Annotated in this window: 13 protein-coding genes and 2 pseudogenes; 9 read left to right on the top strand and 6 right to left on the bottom strand. The window is 42.2% G+C overall.

The annotated features are described in order from the left end of the window. Positions 1-178: 178 nt before the first annotated feature. Entirely contained in the window at positions 179-1672 is a 1494-nt protein-coding gene (gene crtH, locus V7K25_RS28910; protein ID WP_335162960.1) for a carotenoid isomerase, read from the bottom strand. A gap of 307 nt (positions 1673-1979) precedes the next feature. On the opposite strand from crtH, the gene upp reads away from it, so the two are divergent. The 3 genes from upp to V7K25_RS28895 all read left to right on the top strand — a co-directional run bounded on the left by upp (position 1980) and on the right by V7K25_RS28895 (position 3441). After that, positions 1980-2630, top strand: a complete 651-nt coding sequence (gene upp, locus V7K25_RS28905; RefSeq protein ID WP_335163185.1) for a uracil phosphoribosyltransferase — start codon at positions 1980-1982, stop codon at positions 2628-2630. Between the two features lie 72 nt (positions 2631-2702). Beyond that, positions 2703-3056: a hypothetical protein gene (locus V7K25_RS28900; RefSeq protein WP_335163182.1), complete on the top strand. Its 354-nt coding sequence runs from the start codon at positions 2703-2705 to the stop codon at positions 3054-3056. A 127-nt stretch (positions 3057-3183) separates the two neighbouring features. Beyond that, positions 3184-3441 carry a YggT family protein gene (locus tag V7K25_RS28895; protein ID WP_100899972.1) on the top strand — a complete coding sequence of 86 codons (258 nt, stop codon included), beginning with the start codon at positions 3184-3186 and terminating at the stop codon, positions 3439-3441. Between the two features lie 120 nt (positions 3442-3561). Here V7K25_RS28895 and V7K25_RS28890 read toward each other — a convergent pair whose 3' ends face one another. Then, positions 3562-4923 (bottom strand): cytochrome P450, encoded by a 1362-nt coding sequence (locus tag V7K25_RS28890; RefSeq protein ID WP_335163180.1) that lies wholly within the window; start codon positions 4921-4923, stop codon positions 3562-3564. Between the two features lie 196 nt (positions 4924-5119). Between V7K25_RS28890 and V7K25_RS28885 the strand changes: the two genes are divergently transcribed. Both V7K25_RS28885 and V7K25_RS28880 read left to right on the top strand, forming a co-directional pair. After that, complete coding sequence (locus V7K25_RS28885; RefSeq protein ID WP_229467979.1) at positions 5120-5752, top strand: ParA family protein; 633 nt, start codon at positions 5120-5122, stop codon at positions 5750-5752. Between the two features lie 2 nt (positions 5753-5754). Continuing rightward, entirely contained in the window at positions 5755-6501 is a 747-nt protein-coding gene (locus V7K25_RS28880) for a hypothetical protein (RefSeq protein WP_335162956.1), read from the top strand. 176 nt (positions 6502-6677) lie between these two features. Here the strand turns inward: V7K25_RS28880 and V7K25_RS28875 are convergent. Together V7K25_RS28875 and V7K25_RS28870 are read right to left on the bottom strand one after the other, a co-directional pair. After that, positions 6678-7157 (bottom strand): annotated as a pseudogene (locus V7K25_RS28875) (alpha/beta hydrolase); the annotation flags it as partial. Between the two features lie 206 nt (positions 7158-7363). Continuing rightward, positions 7364-7771 (bottom strand): annotated as a pseudogene (locus V7K25_RS28870) (alpha/beta fold hydrolase); the annotation flags it as partial. 303 nt (positions 7772-8074) lie between these two features. Here V7K25_RS28870 and V7K25_RS28865 point away from each other — a divergent pair. From V7K25_RS28865 to V7K25_RS28850, 4 genes are all read left to right on the top strand, one after another. Next, positions 8075-8386 carry a BMC domain-containing protein gene (locus tag V7K25_RS28865; protein ID WP_094352432.1) on the top strand — a complete coding sequence of 104 codons (312 nt, stop codon included), beginning with the start codon at positions 8075-8077 and terminating at the stop codon, positions 8384-8386. A gap of 85 nt (positions 8387-8471) precedes the next feature. Beyond that, complete coding sequence (locus tag V7K25_RS28860; RefSeq protein WP_229558895.1) at positions 8472-8819, top strand: carbon dioxide-concentrating mechanism protein CcmK; 348 nt, start codon at positions 8472-8474, stop codon at positions 8817-8819. An 852-nt stretch (positions 8820-9671) separates the two neighbouring features. Beyond that, complete coding sequence (locus V7K25_RS28855; RefSeq protein ID WP_335162954.1) at positions 9672-10859, top strand: HetZ-related protein 2; 1188 nt, start codon at positions 9672-9674, stop codon at positions 10857-10859. 470 nt (positions 10860-11329) lie between these two features. Next, entirely contained in the window at positions 11330-12013 is a 684-nt protein-coding gene (locus V7K25_RS28850) for a Crp/Fnr family transcriptional regulator (RefSeq protein WP_335162952.1), read from the top strand. Positions 12014-12203: 190 nt separating this feature from the next. Here V7K25_RS28850 and bcsA read toward each other — a convergent pair whose 3' ends face one another. After that, a complete protein-coding gene (gene bcsA / locus V7K25_RS28845) occupies positions 12204-14813 on the bottom strand; it encodes a UDP-forming cellulose synthase catalytic subunit (protein ID WP_335162950.1) in 2610 nt (869 codons plus the stop codon). A 51-nt stretch (positions 14814-14864) separates the two neighbouring features. Beyond that, complete coding sequence (locus V7K25_RS28840; RefSeq protein ID WP_335162948.1) at positions 14865-17204, bottom strand: cellulose biosynthesis cyclic di-GMP-binding regulatory protein BcsB; 2340 nt, start codon at positions 17202-17204, stop codon at positions 14865-14867. Positions 17205-17246 lie beyond the last annotated feature (42 nt).

Raw genomic sequence — 17246 nt, 5'->3', positions numbered from 1 at the left:
CGCCAACGCGAAGGCGTACTTGGCGCTCTTGGCGGTTCGTTCTTTATTTCTTGCACCATAAGCGCTTCTTCTATACAGAATTGGTATAACGAACCCAAGATTTAAAAAATGTTAGTCATGACAACGATTGCTATCAAAATGCTAATTAGCGATCGCAGCAGCTTTGACACTGGAGCCTTCACAATCCTAAATCTACAGCAATGCGGTGGGCGCAAGCAAACCCAGAAAAAGCTACTGCATTCAACCCTTGACCCGGAAAAGTACTATCGCCTACACAATAAAGCCCTGGAATAGCTGTGCGATTAAAGGGCATATTCAATAACCCCCACAACTTGCGCCGGGGAATTGGCCCATAAGTGCCATCCTGACGACCCAAAAAGCGGCGATGGGTGCGAGGTGTCCCCAATTCTAAATAATCCAATCCAGCATCTAAGCCGGGAAAAATCTTCTCTAGGCGAGCAATAATTCGCCAAGCCGTCTCTTCTTTCTTCGCTTCGTACTCACTTGGAGAGAGTTTTTTCCAATCATCTATCCAGTGAGGTGTAAAGGCATGAATGATGTGATATCCATTTGGTGCTAAATCTGGGTCAAGCAATGTGGGAATCGAAACAAAAACAGTGCCTTCTGCTGCTGTCATCTTTTCCCAATCTTCCAGCAAAATATGGTGACACTCTGTCCCCACAGCTAAAACTGACTCCTTTACTCCGATGTGCAAACTCAAGAAGCTTGGAGATTTTTGATAATTTTGTTGCCACTTTTTCTCATTATGTGGCATTTCTTCTGCTGGTAGTAATTGTTCAAATGTATCCCAGCGTGTAGCATTAGAAACTATGCGTTTACCCCGATATACTTTACCATTAGCCAGTTGTACACCTACCGCTTTTCCCTGTTCTGTGAGAATTTTCGTAACTCTAGCTTGGTACTGAATCTTACCTCCAGCCTTCTCTAGACCTTCCACCAGTTTTTGGGCAATTTGTCCCACCCCGCCTTTAGGATAATTAACTCCGCCATAATGCCTGTCAGAAAAGACCATCCCAGCATTAATCATTGGTGTCATGTCTGATGGAACTACCGACCAGCAATAACACTCCATATCGATAAATCTCAATAATTGCGGGTCTTTAATGTAGCGCCGCGCCACATCCCCGGCATTTTGGGGCAGATACTTAGCTAAACCGAGACACGCTAAAGGATGTTGGAAAAATACCCGCAGTAAATACCGAGGTTCTTCCAGCGACAGCAAATCCATGCGATTGAGGCACTTGAATACTTTTTGGCATTCGTCATAAAAGCGACGAATCCCCTGGTTTTCATGGGGAAAATGAGCAATAAGATTTTGCAAAAATTTTTCATAAACCCGGTCAACCTTCAGGTCTAAACCTTGGGGTAAATGATAGTGAATCTGCACCGGATCTGCGATCGCTTCTTGGCTAACATTCACAGCTGACAAAGCGCGGGTGAGTAAATTAGTAGTGCCATTCTGTCCCAGCCCAAAAATCATTGATGCGCCAACATCAAATCGATAGCCTTGGCGTTCAAAATAACCAGCGCTCCCACCTGGAATCAAATAACGTTCCAGTACCAGCACTTTCGCTCCCTTAGCTGCTAACTGGGTTGCTGTTACTAATCCGCCAATCCCAGACCCTATCACGATCACATCAATATCTTGCATTTGAGTTATTAGTCATTAGTCATTAGTTATTCTCCCCCATGCCTAATGCCTAATCCCCAATCCCCAATCCTCAACAAAAAAAAGAGGGACGAGCCTGCTGCTGCTGGCTAATCCCGTCTGCCGATCCTTAAAAGAGAGGAGAACACTGTATAACAATATAGCCTTGATTGAGAATTAATGTCAACTACTAATGAAAAAATTTATCAATAAAATTGATAGTGTTAATTATCATCTGTCAGCCGGATGCAGGAAAGAGTATTATGGTGTTTTCAGTTCTTATACAATAAAAAAGCCTTTATTTCTGGCTATGACGCTACAATTGCGGGTTTATGTTCCACCCCATCCCCTGATCAAACACTGGCTGGCAGTTGCCCGTGATGCAGGCACACCTTCAGTATTATTTCGCAGTGCCATGACTGAGTTGGGAAGATGGCTGACTTATGAAGCTGCGCGAGACTGGTTGCCAACCCAAGAAACGACGGTGCAGAGTCCCTTGGATACCTGTTTGGCAACCGTGATTGATCCGCAAATACCAGTGGCAGTAGTGCCGATTCTGCGGGCTGGACTAGGATTACTTGAGGGAGCGCAGACTTTACTGCCTTTAGCTTCTATTTACCATCTTGGTTTGGCGCGAGACGAAGAAACACTGCAACCTCATTGTTATCTGAACAAGTTACCAGAAAAATTTAACCCCGAAACACGAGTGTTAATTACCGATCCTATGTTGGCAACAGGAGGGTCGATCATGGCGGCAATGGCAGAATTAACACAACGGGGTGCCGATCCGACCTTGACCCGGATTGTTTGCGTAGTGGCAGCTGCACCAGCTTTGCAAAAACTGAGTGCAGCTTATCCAGGTTTAATAATTTACACGGCGACTATTGACGAAAAACTTAACAACAAGGGGTATATTGTACCGGGATTGGGAGATGCAGGCGATCGCATCTTTGGGACTTAAGCTAGTATGCAGCTAGGGCAGGAAAATAGCATAACTACTGTAAAAGTTGCAAGGTTTGTTGAAGGCGGTAATATGAGTCAACGAGATGGTTTTGGCAGTGGTTTTATAGCAGGGGCATTTGTCGGTGGCGTATTTGGCGGTGTTATCGGGGCACTTATTGCTTCTCGACGTAATCCAGAGTTGCTAGCAGAGGAGGAGACAGAACTAACGGATAGCCAAGCCGAAGCCAAGAAAATAGCAGCAAAGCGGCGTCAGATGAAAGCCTCAGAAAGCGAGAGTATTGGTATAGAAACGGCTAGGCGATCGCTAGAAGATAAAATTGCCCAGCTAAATGCCACAATTGATGATGTGCGGAAGCAACTAGGAAATGTTAATAGCGGTTCACCCCAAGCAACTAATGACCGCTCCCTCACTAAAGACTCTTGAAGTTTGTTCAAGCGTGGTGAAAATGTCAAGTGTGGTAAGTGCTAAATCCGCAAACATCATGACATAGACTAAATTAAAATTAAAAGATAAGACCGCGTTTGACACTTAGTAGGAAACAAAGCTATCCATGAGTTTACTGATTACGACACTAGTTACCTTTGTCACCTTTTATAGCTATTTGCTAATTATCCGGGTTTTGTTGACCTGGTTTCCACAAATCAACTGGTATAATCAGCCATTTGCTGCTTTAGCCCAGATAACCGACCCTTATTTGAATCTCTTCCGCTCAATTATTCCCCCATTAGGTGGTATGGATTTTTCTCCGATCTTAGCTTTCTTTGCGCTCAACTTAGCTGGTGGCTTTCTGAGAGCTATTCCTTATTAATTAGCCTGCTATTTATTCGTACAGGGATTTTGATTAGTACCCGAATAAAAAAATTGTAGAGACGCCAATTGTGAAAACGTCTCTACAATTTTTTTATATGGAGAAATTCATCTATCGCAATCAGAAACTCGCCTGATGTGTAGCAACCATCCGCATTCCGGCAGGTGCAGCTATAGTTAACCCACGCCGCACAGGATGCACAGGACGTTTGTTCACTAGGGATACTTGAAATTCTGACAAAATAGTTGCCAAGACAATTTTCATTTCATACTGAGCAAATGCCATTCCAATACAGCGACGATTCCCGCCACCAAAGGGGAAATATTCATAAGGTGAATATTGTCTTTCTAAAAAGCGTTCTGGTTTGAACTGCTTGGATTGTGGGTAAACTTCTTCTCGATGATGCGCTAAATAAATACTGGGGACTATTGCTGTCCCTTGTGGCAGTTCGTAGCCCATAATTTTAATTGGGATCTTCACAACCCGCACGAAAGCAGTCATGGCAATTGGGTAAATTCGCAATGTTTCTTGGCACACTGCTGTCAAATAGGGCAATTTAGCTACACTACTCAAATCGGGGTTAACTCCAATCGTATTGAGTTCCTCTAGTAATTTTCCACGCACCTCTGGGAAATGGTCAATCCAGTAAAAAGCCCATGTCAATGCAGAAGCGGTAGTTTCATGTCCTGCAACTAGCAGTGTCATCAACTCATCGTGTAATTCTTCATCTGACATCCCTTGACCATCGTCGTAACGGGCTGCCATCATCAAACTCAGGATATCTTGGCGATTTTGCTCGGATTCAGCCCGACGTTCTCGAAGTAAAGCATAAATAAGTTGATCAATTTTTTGCCGTTGTTGTAGAATCCGGCCCCACGGACTCCACGCACCGAAATCTTTTTGGATGAAGCTGAAAAAGAAGGCGCTAGACATTACGGGCGAACTAATGAAGTCTAGTAAGTCACTTAGCGATCGCCTCAGTGATTCAAAAAGCTCTCCCTCATTTAAACCAAATACAACCCGCAGAATAACACGCAAGGTGATTTCTTGCATCGACTCGCGGATCTTAAAAGGCTTGCCAACTTGCCATTCATTACTCACTCGTCGGGTTATTTTTTGGATATCCTGACCATAAGCCCGCATCCTTTCGCCATGAAAAGGAGGAGTTAGTAGTTGCCTTTGGCGCTGGTGGCTCACGCCATCCGCTAACATAAAGGAGCGATCGCCAAGCAAAAATTTTAGTCCTATGTTCCCCCTGCCAACCTCAAAATGGCTGGAATCAGCAGTAAAAATCTGCTCAAGTGCTTGTGGTTGACTAAAGTACACAATATGGTTGTTAGAGCGACTACTCCTGATGGTAAAAGTGTCACCATAAATTTTGGCAAAATCATCCACATATTTTATAGGCTGACCAATAAACTTGATCATCCGCAGCCAGCGCGGCATTTGAGGCCCATCAGGCAAATTGGAAGTTGCTGTCATCGGAGTTTGGGGAATTGATGGCTGATGAATTTTATTGTTACGAGTTTTCATGTTCTTGAGGCCCACATAAAGCGGTATATTCTTGTAATAGCAATTTAAAAAATGATTTCGACAAATGGAGCGCCTAAAGCGATTACCACTAGCTCTTTGAAAATCCAAAATCTAAAATGGTATAAGGCCGCATCGGAAGCAAGCAGTGCCAAAAATCATCGCTATTCTCAACGGTAAAGGAGGAGTCGGTAAAACGACCACCGCAGTCAATCTGGCTGCAAACTTTGCGAAGAAAAAAAAGGTACTGTTGATTGACGCAGATATTCAAGGTTCTGCCAGCTGGTGGTTTGGGCGCAGTCAGCAGGGAATGGGATTTGATTTATCTCAAGAAACAGATCCGACACTTTTAGGTAATTTAGGTAAGATAACAGGTTACGATTTAGTAGTGGTGGATACGCCTCCCGCCTTGCGCTCTGAAGCATTAGTGGCGGTAGTTGCGATCGCAGATTATCTAGTTTTGCCTACACCCCCAGCCGCAATGGATTTAGCTATCCTAGTGGAAACAGTTAAGGAAGCCGTCATCCCCGTGGGAACTCCCCATCGGGTACTGCTTACCAAAGTGGATACACGCAGTATAGGGGAAGCACTAGAAGCAAAAAACACTCTCACTAGATTAGGTATTCCTGCTTGTAATACCTTTATCCGTGCTTATAAGGCTCATGAACGAGCGGCACTTGAGGGTGTAGCGATTAGTCAATGGCGAGGAAGTAATGCACGGGAGGCGGAGTTAGACTACCGCCGTGCAGCTGATGAATTACAGCGTGATTGGAGAAAATAATAATGGCTAGGAAACAAAGTCTCTCTGACTTACTACAAGAAGAGGCGCAAAAAATTACATCCTCAGAAGGCGAATCTGCGATCGAAATTACAGCAGAAGAAATTGCCGAAGAACAAGCTTCATCAGATGAAGAATCCTCAGCACAAACACCTGAGCCAAATTCTACTAAGCGCACAACTCCAACTAAGGCTGATTTAGAAGCAACTATCAAAGAGTTGACAGCTAATCTGGAAAAAAGTCATCAAAATGAAGCATCTCTTGGGCAAGAAATTGCTGATTTGCAATCAAAATTATCTAAACAAAAAACATTAGCATCCGAACATAAATCATTAGTACAACAGGTAGCAAAAGAACTTGAAGAAACAAAAAAAACAGCACTGCAACTAGCAGAAGCGAATTCCAAGCTGATCGAAGAAATTAATTCTTTAAAACAAACAGCAGAAGATAATTCTAAACTTGCTGTAGCTGTAAAAGAAACTAGTGCTATAAAACCCGTAAAAGAACACTACAATCCATATAACTACAAAAAATCACATCTTTCATCAGAAAGACTAGCTCAAAATCAACCCGATGAGTATGCTGGTAGTGTTGTAAAAGAAACTGGTGCTATAAAACCAGTAAAAGACCACTACAATCCACTTAACTACAAAAAATCACATCGGTCATCGCAATCACTAGCTCAAAATCAACCACAAAATCAACCAAATGAGTATCCTGATAGTTCTAATGAGATGTGGTTACTTGACTAGTACAGCTTGGCGCAAATCCAGCTAGCCACAATTAACCAGACAAGGGGATTTTGCCCCTTGTCAAAGGTAGGCAAACTTCCGCCACAGTATACCGTCATATTTTTTTAAGACGTTCTCCCTAAATACATCCAATAATGTGCAAGAGATGCATAAGATTTCTTAGGTTTGAACTACAATTAAACTCGAAAGCCTAAAATATGCTGCGCGGTAATTTGTGGTTGTTCTAGGTGTGGGAGATGGCCACAATCTTGAATCCAGGCGAGGGTACTGTGTGGAATTGCTCTTTTAAATCTCATGGCATCCCCAGTACCCAAAATCTTATCGGAATCGCCCCATAAAATTAGCGTCTGTTGGACAATTTGTGATATTTTTTTAAATCTAAAAGCACTGTAACCACCACTTTTAGTGAAAGTAATCAAAGCTTGATGCCAACTCGGCATTTGTAGATGTAATGCGCTACAACATAGCGCATCGACAGAGGCAAGACTTTGATTTTTATATCCAATACGGGAAATGCGATCGCGTACCTTCATATTACTCAAAAACTGGGTTGCTAAATAATCAAATGGGGGAAACATTAATTTACTTAATGGCGAACCACCTGCCAACCCAGCACTATCAATTAACACCAGCTTTTTTACCACTTCCGGGTAAGTCCAGGGCGGCCGCACCATGTCAATAAGCAAGCCCTATTTTCAATAGAGTTAAAAATTATGTCATTAACTTTTGCTTATTGCGAAAATTTTAAGTGATCGCTTTGGGGCTTAAAAAATAATCAAACGCGAAATCCTTATTTTTTCGTTGGTTATTAACCTTCGTTTCGATCAAGAGTAATTTAGATGCGTTTGCCCTGCGGGTAAGTCAACGTAAAATCAATTGCAGTTGCACCCCCCATCGAAGCGCCTACCAAAATTACAGGTTGGTTAATCAGACTTTTCCAGAAATAATAAAGATGGGTTTTAATCGCAGTTGGGCTATAGGCAATTCCTGAGAGTCTATCTGTAAACCCAAAACCCAACAAATCCACCGCCCAAGTTTCATTATCTCCAGACAGTAATGGCAAAAGCCGCCGAAATTCTAATACAGAACTATCAAAGCCGTGAATTAATAAAATAGGAGTTCCACCACTCCCTTGCTTGACAAATGTTGTGGTAACTGGTTGATTAATTAAAGGAGTAGCGATCGCAGTTGTTTGAATACTTTGAGCTAGTGCGATCGAAGCAGATTCTGTCAGTTGCCCAACAGATGTCGGAAGAAAATTCGGAAACATAAATTTAAGTTTATCGTACTAGCTTGCATCCACGCATCGCTGATTTTGTTAAACAACAAAATTACACAAACTAACATTCTGAAATATCAATTGTAATACATAAAACATAGTCCAGCGACTATCAAAACATTCTAACTCCCTACTCCCCACTCCTAACTCCTAATTCTACAGACGCGATTAATCGCGTCTCTTCCCACTCCCCCAAAAATTATGACATCAAAAAAAGTTTTCTAAAATGTCAAAATTGGGACTAAAGCCACGTACAATTAAAATCGCCTATCCCTTAATCCAGGAGCTAATGCCATGCCAATGGCCGTTGGCGTAATTGAAACTTTAGGTTTTCCTAGTGTCTTAGCAGCAGCAGATGCAATGGTCAAAGCTGCCGCAGTCACAATTGTGTATTATGGTCAAGCGGAAAGCGCTCGCTTGTTAGTCGCCGTCCGGGGACACGTTTCTGAAGTAAATAGAGCTGTTGAAGCCGGAATCGTAGCTGGAGAGGAAGTCAAGGTAGGTACAGTAATTACCTACTACATCGTTCCTAATCCTCCAGAAAATGTTGAAACCATATTACCAATCCATTTCACTGAAGAATCAGAACCATTTCGCATGTTCTAAGCAATTTTGCTATCAACATCTGTAGCGAAGCTTCGTACAATTAATTTGTAGTCCCCATATCGTTTATTCATACAGGAGATTAATAATGTCATTACAGGCAGTTGGAGCACTTGAAACGAAAGGTTTCCCTGCGGTGCTAGCAGCAGCAGATGCTATGGTAAAAGCTGGTCGAGTCACCCTCGTTGGTTATATCAGAGTAGGTAGCGCTCGTTTTACAGTTAATATTCGTGGCGATGTTTCTGAAGTAAAAGCCGCTATGGCTGCCGGTATTGAAGCCGCAGAAAATGTTTATGGCGGTACACTTGAATCCTGGGTAATTATTGCTCGTCCCCATGAAAACGTTGAAGCTGTTCTGCCAATTGGTTACACAGAACAAGTCCAAGGGTATCGAGAATCTGTAGAAAATCCCATTGTTAGATCAAACAGTCGATAGATTCAACCTGCTGTGGGGAATAAAAAAAATTCCCATAAATGAATTTCAATATAAGTTTCTTGTCAGACTTCTGACTATCAAAACTTTAGAGGATTGCATTCTTGCTGTTTTTAGATTTTGCATAAGTTGAATTTTGAAGCAGAGGAAAAGTAACAGTCAAAGTCAATAGTCAAAATCAATATTGATTGTTGACTATTGATTTGTGAAAATCTAAAAGCTGTAAGAATAACTTGCTAATGTTAGAGCCACGGTTGTAGATGAAGCTAGTTTAGAAAGGATAAATTGACCTATCAATCCCTACTATCCAGAATAGCGACGCCGAATAGCCTGTGGTAGACATCGCCATGTGGAATACTGGGTCTGATTTCACGCTATAGCGATAATATTTATCCAAGAATTTATTTAAGGTTTATATAACGGCTTACCAAACATCCTGTTAAACATTAATTTACGTGTATACACTTAATAGGCTAAAAATGTACTACCAAATTTAACTTAATATAATTCTGCGGGTTTCCACGTACTCACTTTATTCTGGGGAACTCGTCCACGCTAGGGCTTGTTTAGATTTCCTCAACCCACCTCGCGCAAAGGTTTATCCCCACCACTGTCGGCAGATTTCTATTCTCAGTTACAAAACATAACTTTACACAAAAGTTAAATTAAAAAATAGCTCCAAAAGCTTTATATGTATGAGTTTAGGGCATTTTGAAATTGTAAGCAAAACATCAATATAGAAATTTCTGCATAATTATAGTGAATTAAGACGTAATAAAAGTGGAATCACTGAGCTATTTTCATGAGATTCATGAAATCCGGGCAAGTTGCCAGTTAAACAATTAGGTGGGACAAATGGGGGTTGTGATGCAAACTTCAAAATTAAGTTTCGAGGAGCGCAATCTCACTATGACAACAGATGTGAAACAACTAGCTCTAGATTGGCGAAAGCGCTTGGCTGCGGAATGTCCAGACCAAAATGAAGCTACTAGGCATAGCATTATTCTCTGGTTATTGGGATCTGACTCCAAACGGTTTGATCTATTTAACCCTAAAGAACTCGATATTGCCAAGCAAGCGATGGAATATCGCTGGAGAATCTTACGTCAACGCTATTTGGGGCTAGGGCGAGAACGTGCTTATCGGAACTTGATAACGCGATTGGGGAGTTTAGTAACATTACGGAATAAAATTCAGACTTGGGTTGCCCTAAGCCGCGATCGCCAGCGTAGTGTTATAGACGTGTTGCAAGAAGTACTCCAAGAATTACTGCAAAGCGACAGCCAGATGCAACAGCAAATGGCTGATATTGCCAAATATACAACTGATAAACGATTGGGAGATGCTCTGCTATTTGCCAGTGTAGAAGAATATTGTCTGCGACCAGTCCGCAATCAACCCCTATTAGCTTATCGGTTCGTGAATTACTTGCGTCGCACTCAGCGCGGTGGCTTAACCCAAGTGCCGGGTCGTGACTTAATTAGACTGGTGTCAGAAGAAGTTCTCACTGACGACAATGACAATCGAGTTAACTTAGTCGATAGTCAGGCGATCGCAGAATATCAAGAAGCACAACAGCTAGAGGAACAACTTGCGCTGCGTCAGTCAGTACAAAAAGAATTTGAAAATTATCTACAAGAAAATCTGGGAACAGACGCACTACAGTGGCTACGATTATATTTACAAGGTAAATCCCAAGAAGAGATCGCCCACAAATTAAATAAGCCGACTAAAGAAGTATACCGTCTGCGAGAAAAAATTAGTTACCATGCTGTGCGTGTTTTTGCCCTCAAAGGTAAACCAGAGCTAGTAGACAATTGGCTCTCAATTTCCTTGCAAGAACATAACCTGGGTTTAACCCAAAACCAATGGCAGCAACTGGATGAAAAATTGACTCCTCTGGGGCGGCAGATTCTAGATTTGCGGAGAGCAGGTAACTCAATAGAAGCAATAGGCCAACAGTTAAAACTCAAAACCCATCAAGTGCTAGGTGAATGGACAAAAATCTATCTAGCAGCCCAAGCTTTAAGAACCCAGGAGTAGCTTGTGAGGTATTTAGTTGCTCAATTAAGATGGTGTACCAAACTAGGAGATGGCGAACAGGGGAGAATTCATAACAAGTTCAACCCCTCATGGCTCAGTTAGTAGATTAGAACTTCAAAAGGCAGAAGCAAAAGGAACCATGCTTAAAAGCAGAGGATTAATTTTGAACGCGTTATGTATCGTAGCAATTTTCGGTTGATATATTTTTTATACTAATAAGCTTTATATCTACAACTAAAATTTTGATTAATTGATTAAACCTTAAATCATAGTTCTGTAAGTGAAATCGCTGATTCCAATTTTATACATAATTGTTATGTTGTAATCGAACTCTAGACTGATCAAGCTTAGAGTTAAACTCAAATAGATAGAGATTTTGCTGCCGTATTCTAAATAAGATTACGGTCTAAACAAATTTATAGTGACAAAGTTAGTTTCCTGCTCTTGAATCCATTTTTTATAAATATTTCATGCAGACTGAGGTTTTTAGTGAACTTTTCCCCTTAATGAGTACAGCCACTCCCCAAACTTTAGAATGGCTGCTCAACGTTGCAATTGAACATGAATACCCATCTGGGCGAGCCGTTGTGATGGAAGATGCTTGGGGTAACGCCGTTTACTTCGTTGTTTCAGGTTGGGTAAAAGTCCGGCGTACCGTCGCGGAAGATTCAGTAGCTTTGGCAATTTTTGGTAAGGGCGATTTTTTTGGAGAAATGGCAATTTTGGATGAATCTCCACGCTCAACCGATGTCATAGCCCTTTCGTCTGTGAATTTGTTGAGTGTATCTAGAGAGCGTTTTATTCAAATATTATTCAAAGATCCACAGTTACATCATCGGATGTTACAACTTATGGTGCGACGGTTGCGGCAAATTAACTTGCGCTTACAAATGCGATCTTCACCACCAGCAGTCAAACTTGCCCATACTCTAGTGACTTTAGGCGAAAGCTATGGTCATGAATCGAATTTTGGAAAGGAAATTTTTAACATTCCCTTCAAAGATTTAGCAGAGGTAACAGAAATTGGTGTTGAAGAAACCACCAAAATTATGGAAAAGCTGCATGAGAAAGGGTGGATCAAAATTGACAGCGCAAACAACATCATTTATCTCGTAAACTTCAAACAGTTGATGAACTTGGCTGGCAAAGTGTGATTGCTAACAGTTCTTAAAGACTGACAAATCAAAAAATATTCAATTATTGTGAGGTGGGTAGCGTTCGACTGAGCGCTACCCACCCCACAATAATTGAATTAACTTTTGCAATTTAAAACACTCCCAAGCGCAAGCAACATCTGGACTTAAATGGAGTTTGCGCTGGTCAAAATCTAGTCAAGTACTTCTGCTACAGAACCTCCAACAATTGTTTGATTTTTGTGTCCTGACGTTCTTTGAATTTTTCTGGAAAATTTAATTCGAGTGTAATCTTGCCATTTGTCTCTTCTACTGCATAAATTTCGGCAACAAATCGGTTAGATGAGAGGTTATCCTCATCCTCATTCAACAGTAAACCAACTAATGGTTTAACAGTTCGCATTGTGTGCAAATCCTGTTGTCCTAGCATTTTGTGAGAAGACACGGCTTTTGTATCCTCTATTTCCAAGCGCAAACCCGTTGTTCCTAATTCTGTGGCTACTGCAAAGAAGAAGTTACCATCCCAGTAGAGTCGGCTATGGCTATTTACCTGTTTGCGTACCTTTTTAGGGCTAGGTTGTTTCACGTCACGCAAGGCGCGAGTCAGACTTGTGGCTAAGAATCCAAGGGAAGCGAATGGTCGGTCTACATACTGGCCCTTTTGAGAATACCACTCGCGGACATCAGAATACAAAACTAGAGTTAAAGCATCGCGTTGGGCATCGTTGAGCTTCACAAAATCAACAGCTAAAAGCGTTTCTGTGTCATTAATAGGAGAGACTCGGACAATCTGCGCTGTTAAAGAGGCGCTAGCAGTATAATCTCCCATCACCTCAACTTCCGCTTCCTCCAATAAATTGGGCCAAGTTTCTAAAGAAATTAATGCCCCAGTTTCTGAAATATTCAGCGTTTTGCCCATAATTGTTTGACCGTTACTGGTAATTAAGATGGGGAGGCGACGCTGTAAACGGTGGGCAGTCCGTACTTGTGGTTGTTCAAAGCCAACCAGCAAAGCAGCTATCAGCAAAACCAGATTAAAAACAGACCACATGGTGTTGACTAAGACCGCTTGCCAATCTTCAGGATGTAGCAGTAGCCAATAGGGAACAGCTAGCAACGAAGAGACTACAAGTGCTGTCACCACCAAAAGACCACGCATCGATTCCCAATCAAAGGTGCGTTTAGTTATAGATGTTCCTTTGTCGGTAACGTTAAATGAACCCAGCTTCGGATTAAACAGCGCTAACATCGTCACCCACCCAGCCTGGAAAGCCATCGCAAATTCAAAAATTTCATTCCAGAAAGAGAAACGGACGTTTTTGTAAATGATGTAGTTAGTAAATAGGGACAGGAGAATATGGGGTAGGGCATAGGCTAGAGTTTCTAAACCCAAACCTTGGACAGAGTTAACGCCAAATAATAGAAATAGTGTCGGAGCGATCGCATATATTAGTCGAGGATAGCCATATAAAAAGTGGGAAGTCGCGCTAAAGTAACAAATCCGTTGTGCAAATGTTAGATTCAGCTTCGGATTAAAAATTGGGTTTTCTAATCGCAGAATCTGCGCCATCCCCCTGGCCCAACGCACTTGTTGTCCCACGTAAGAAGAAAATGTTTCTGGCGCTAAACCAGCCACCATAATTTTGTCGTAGTAGACAGACTTATAACCCAGCGAATGCAATCGTAAGGCAGTGTGGCAATCTTCCGTCACGGTTTCCACTGCAATTCCCCCAACTTCTAAAGCGTGGGATTTGCGGATTAATGCTGCCGAACCGCAGAAAAAGGCGGCATTCCAAAAATCGTTACCCTTTTGCAATACCTTATAAAACAGTTCATTGCCTGCGGGTATTCTACCTTTGGTAAGCAAATTGCGCTCGAAGGGGTCAGGGTTATAGAACCAGTGAGGAGTTTGGACAAATGATACTTTGGGATCGAAGAAAAAACCCATTGTATGCAAGAGAAATTGCCGCGATGGGATGTGGTCACAGTCCAAAATCAACACTAAATCACCGTCAGTTTTGTAAAAGGCGGTATTGATATTACCAGCCTTAGCGTGGTCGTTATTGTCCCGCGTCATGTGTATACAGCCGAGTTCTTGGCACATTTGCCGTAGCTGTTCCCGTCTTTTGCTAAACTGTTCTCGGCGTGGGTCGTTCTCTTTATACTTTTCTGGACGACCATCATCAAGGACATAAACCTTTTTTTTATCAGGAGCATAATCACAGGCTAAGGCTGCCACAGCCGTCTTGCGAACAATCTCCACATCTTCGTTGTATGTGGGGATGTAGATATCAATTTTGAACCATTCCTGTTGAGGAATGTTTGTTAGATTAACTGGTTGGCGTTCTTGAATTTTCAGGGTTTGAAAGTATGCCAATACTAAGGTGAGGATGGCATAAAGTTCGGCGGCGAACAAGAATACGCAAGCGATGCTGTTGAGCCAACCATCAAAGTTCAGGGTGTAGCTGGTGCGGTAATATAAATAACGCAGCGTTGTTACCATACTCAGCCACAGCATAAACAAGTGGTAATAGTGACTGATTTCTGAAGAAGACTCTTGAAATTCAGCGTGTATCACCAGTTGACCAAGTAGCACGAGAAACAATGCTACTAATCCCTGCTGCCAAACTTCTATCGGGGTAATAATCAGTGGTAGAGAGAGTATCAATAGCAGCAAGATAAACCACTTAAACTGTTTTACGCCCACTTTTTGAAGAGTGCGGTCAAAAAATCGGGGAGTAATATCAATCAACCAATTGCTCAATTTTAAGCGCTGGCGATCGCGTGATTTACGGGGTGGTGTGTGGGGGGAAGATGACATTGTGGATCTAAATTTTAAAATTTAAAATGGGCGATACTTGATCGAAAGTGTTTACTTTTTATCAGCAGTCAAACGCTTGAGATACAACTGAAGAATTCCGTAAAGAATTAGAGAGACGATGAAAATCCCTAGAGGTAGCAATAGCCAATTTTCTTGTAAAAAGCGTGATGCTTTACTGAGGATAGTGGTATTTTCTAAGCGACGAGTGTTTGGAGCGCTTTGGAAAAACTGTAGTTGATAGGCATCAGCATCGTAGGAAACTGCGTCTTTTTGATCGCTACTAATTAGTACCGTATCCTTTTTGAGTTGGAAGAACCACGGGTCTTGATTGAGGACTTGTCGCACTCGCTCTAAACCAGTTTCGGTTTGAGAAGTTAAAGCTAGAACGACGCGATCGCTGTTCCAAGGAGAGATAATCTGCTTAATCATCCCTTGTGTATCCTGCGGGGTCTGAACCACAGCATTGGCAAAGGAACGGGAATATGCCTGACTCAAGTTAAAGCCAGTGGAATTAAATACTTCGGGAAAAGGAAACTCTTCTCGCGTTCCAATTCCTACCAAATGGTCATTTTTGCGGGCTTGTGTTGGCAAAGCATCTGGTGTATAAACATTTAGTTTGATAGCATCTGCTTGACTAAGCCTTCCCAAACGTTCGCTAAAAGCCAACAAGGTCAAAATATCTGTCTTCGAGGGGGTTTGTGGCACAACAATCGCTGTTTGAGACAAATCCTGTGGTGCCGCAAAGGGGAAACCGAATTTCAGCAGGTTCAAGTCTGGTAATTGTGTAGAGATTTCCCGCTTCAGGTCGAAGCTAGTATCAGAATGCACCGTACCTGTCAGTTGTTGATCTGGTGGTTGAAGACAGTTTTGTTTATCAAAGGGTTCTCTCGGATTCATCCGCAAGAAAACTTGCAGTTTCGAGTTGGGTTTGATCAAGTTTTCCGGTAAATTAACTTTCAGGTTTTTGCGAGTTTCTCCCGATTCAGAATCAAGACGTGCCCCACCAATGAAAACTCCATCCAGTAAAACTTCGATCGCAGAAGTTCGCGGATTAACCTGCGGCCCGTAGCTGTACACCAGATTCATCGAACTACCCCGGAGAAATCTATCATCTGGTAAAGCCCGAAAATCAATTTCAACTGGTGGCGCTCCGATTCCACGTACAGTCACATCACTAAACGGCTCACCATTTACTTGGGTTTTAATGTCGCCTAGTTTAAAAGAATTTTGTTCTGGCAAATAACGAGGCCATTGGCGGAGTCCTGGTGTCGAAGTTTCCTTGAGGGTATCGACAAAAACCACCTGACCAGTACCCATTTTTCGCAAGTCTGGCTGTGATAAAAATTGAGTTGCCTTTTCTACAGCTTTTGCACTGTTCCCAGTCGCAATTAAAACCGGAACCCCGCTTTTCTCAGCTTTAGTTATAATTAACACCCCTGTTTCATTTGGTACGGGGTTATTATCACGATCAAGAATTTGATTGCTGACGACTTTCAGGGGCAAATTCTTCCAAGTATTTAAGGCTGGTTGCTCATTTGGAGTACCAATAATGACCAAGCGATCGTTTGCCTTCACATTTGCAACATCAGACACCAAGCTCGTCTGAATCGGGCGAAAGTCTGCGATTCTCCCCAATGCCGCTTGTAAGCGAGCTGCTGCTGTCAGCCAAGATTGATCGACTTGACTTGGTTGCAAATAAGCAATTTGGTTAGTTTCTAAGCCGAATTCGTCGAAGAAAGGATAAGGATAGCGGCTGAAATTCAGGGGAATCGGCTGCTGTTCATAGTTAAAGATTAATTTGGAATCAGGCAGAATCTCTGTCCACAAATCGGGACTAGTAGGGTCGCTACATTCGAGGGTGTTATTCTGCTGTGCCACCAATACGAGTTCGTTGTAGTCTTGCAGCAGCTTTGGTGGGATATTGAACAGTACTTGACCTACTTGGGACTCTTTACGATTGAGTGGTACGCTACCAACACTGATGCCATTCAATAGCACAGTCAGGTTAGAGCGATTGGCATACAGCGATGGTGAGTGTTGAAAACGGATTAAAGCTTGTACCTTACCCTGATCTAGCTTCCAGCCACGAGGACGAGTAAAGGCAAGACGACCTTCTGAGTAAACCCCACGCAAGCGCATTCGGTTGCCCACAATCGGACTACGATTAAATTCTAGGGTGTAAGTTGTCAGATTCTTGGCACTAGGAACTTTTAAGTCTGCTTTACTAGTATTTTCTGATGTCGTTGCTTGAGCTAATAAAGTTACTTCTTGTTGCAGATCGCTTTTGGTTTGAGCTTGAGCGCTCAATAATGAATTAGGAAACAAAAAAAAGCAAGAAGTAACAATAATTGCTTTTTTACTAATTTGGGAAAGATGAAACAATTGCTTCATGGTAGAGCGTGATTTTAGTGTGAATTTACTTAAATTGTTTAC

Origin of the sequence: Nostoc sp. (assembly GCF_036919495.1) — a bacterium.
In the GTDB taxonomy this organism is placed as follows: domain Bacteria; phylum Cyanobacteriota; class Cyanobacteriia; order Cyanobacteriales; family Nostocaceae; genus Nostoc.
This window is presented reverse-complemented; position numbering and strand designations above follow the sequence as displayed.

Bases quoted from the DNA above. Each gene is read 5' to 3' on its own strand.
- V7K25_RS28890 (WP_335163180.1), bottom strand. From the start codon at position 4,923: ATGACAGCAACTTCCAATTTGCCTGATGGGCCTCAAATGCCGCGCTGG.
- crtH (WP_335162960.1), bottom strand. From the start codon at position 1,672: ATGCAAGATATTGATGTGATCGTGATAGGGTCTGGGATTGGCGGATTA.
- V7K25_RS28900 (WP_335163182.1), top strand. From the start codon at position 2,703: ATGAGTCAACGAGATGGTTTTGGCAGTGGTTTTATAGCAGGGGCATTT.
- V7K25_RS28850 (WP_335162952.1), top strand. From the start codon at position 11,330: ATGCAGACTGAGGTTTTTAGTGAACTTTTCCCCTTAATGAGTACAGCC.
- V7K25_RS28895 (WP_100899972.1), top strand. From the start codon at position 3,184: ATGAGTTTACTGATTACGACACTAGTTACCTTTGTCACCTTTTATAGC.
- V7K25_RS28840 (WP_335162948.1), bottom strand. From the start codon at position 17,204: ATGAAGCAATTGTTTCATCTTTCCCAAATTAGTAAAAAAGCAATTATT.
- upp (WP_335163185.1), top strand. From the start codon at position 1,980: ATGACGCTACAATTGCGGGTTTATGTTCCACCCCATCCCCTGATCAAA.
- bcsA (WP_335162950.1), bottom strand. From the start codon at position 14,813: ATGTCATCTTCCCCCCACACACCACCCCGTAAATCACGCGATCGCCAG.
- V7K25_RS28880 (WP_335162956.1), top strand. From the start codon at position 5,755: ATGGCTAGGAAACAAAGTCTCTCTGACTTACTACAAGAAGAGGCGCAA.
- V7K25_RS28860 (WP_229558895.1), top strand. From the start codon at position 8,472: ATGTCATTACAGGCAGTTGGAGCACTTGAAACGAAAGGTTTCCCTGCG.
- V7K25_RS28855 (WP_335162954.1), top strand. From the start codon at position 9,672: ATGGGGGTTGTGATGCAAACTTCAAAATTAAGTTTCGAGGAGCGCAAT.
- V7K25_RS28865 (WP_094352432.1), top strand. From the start codon at position 8,075: ATGCCAATGGCCGTTGGCGTAATTGAAACTTTAGGTTTTCCTAGTGTC.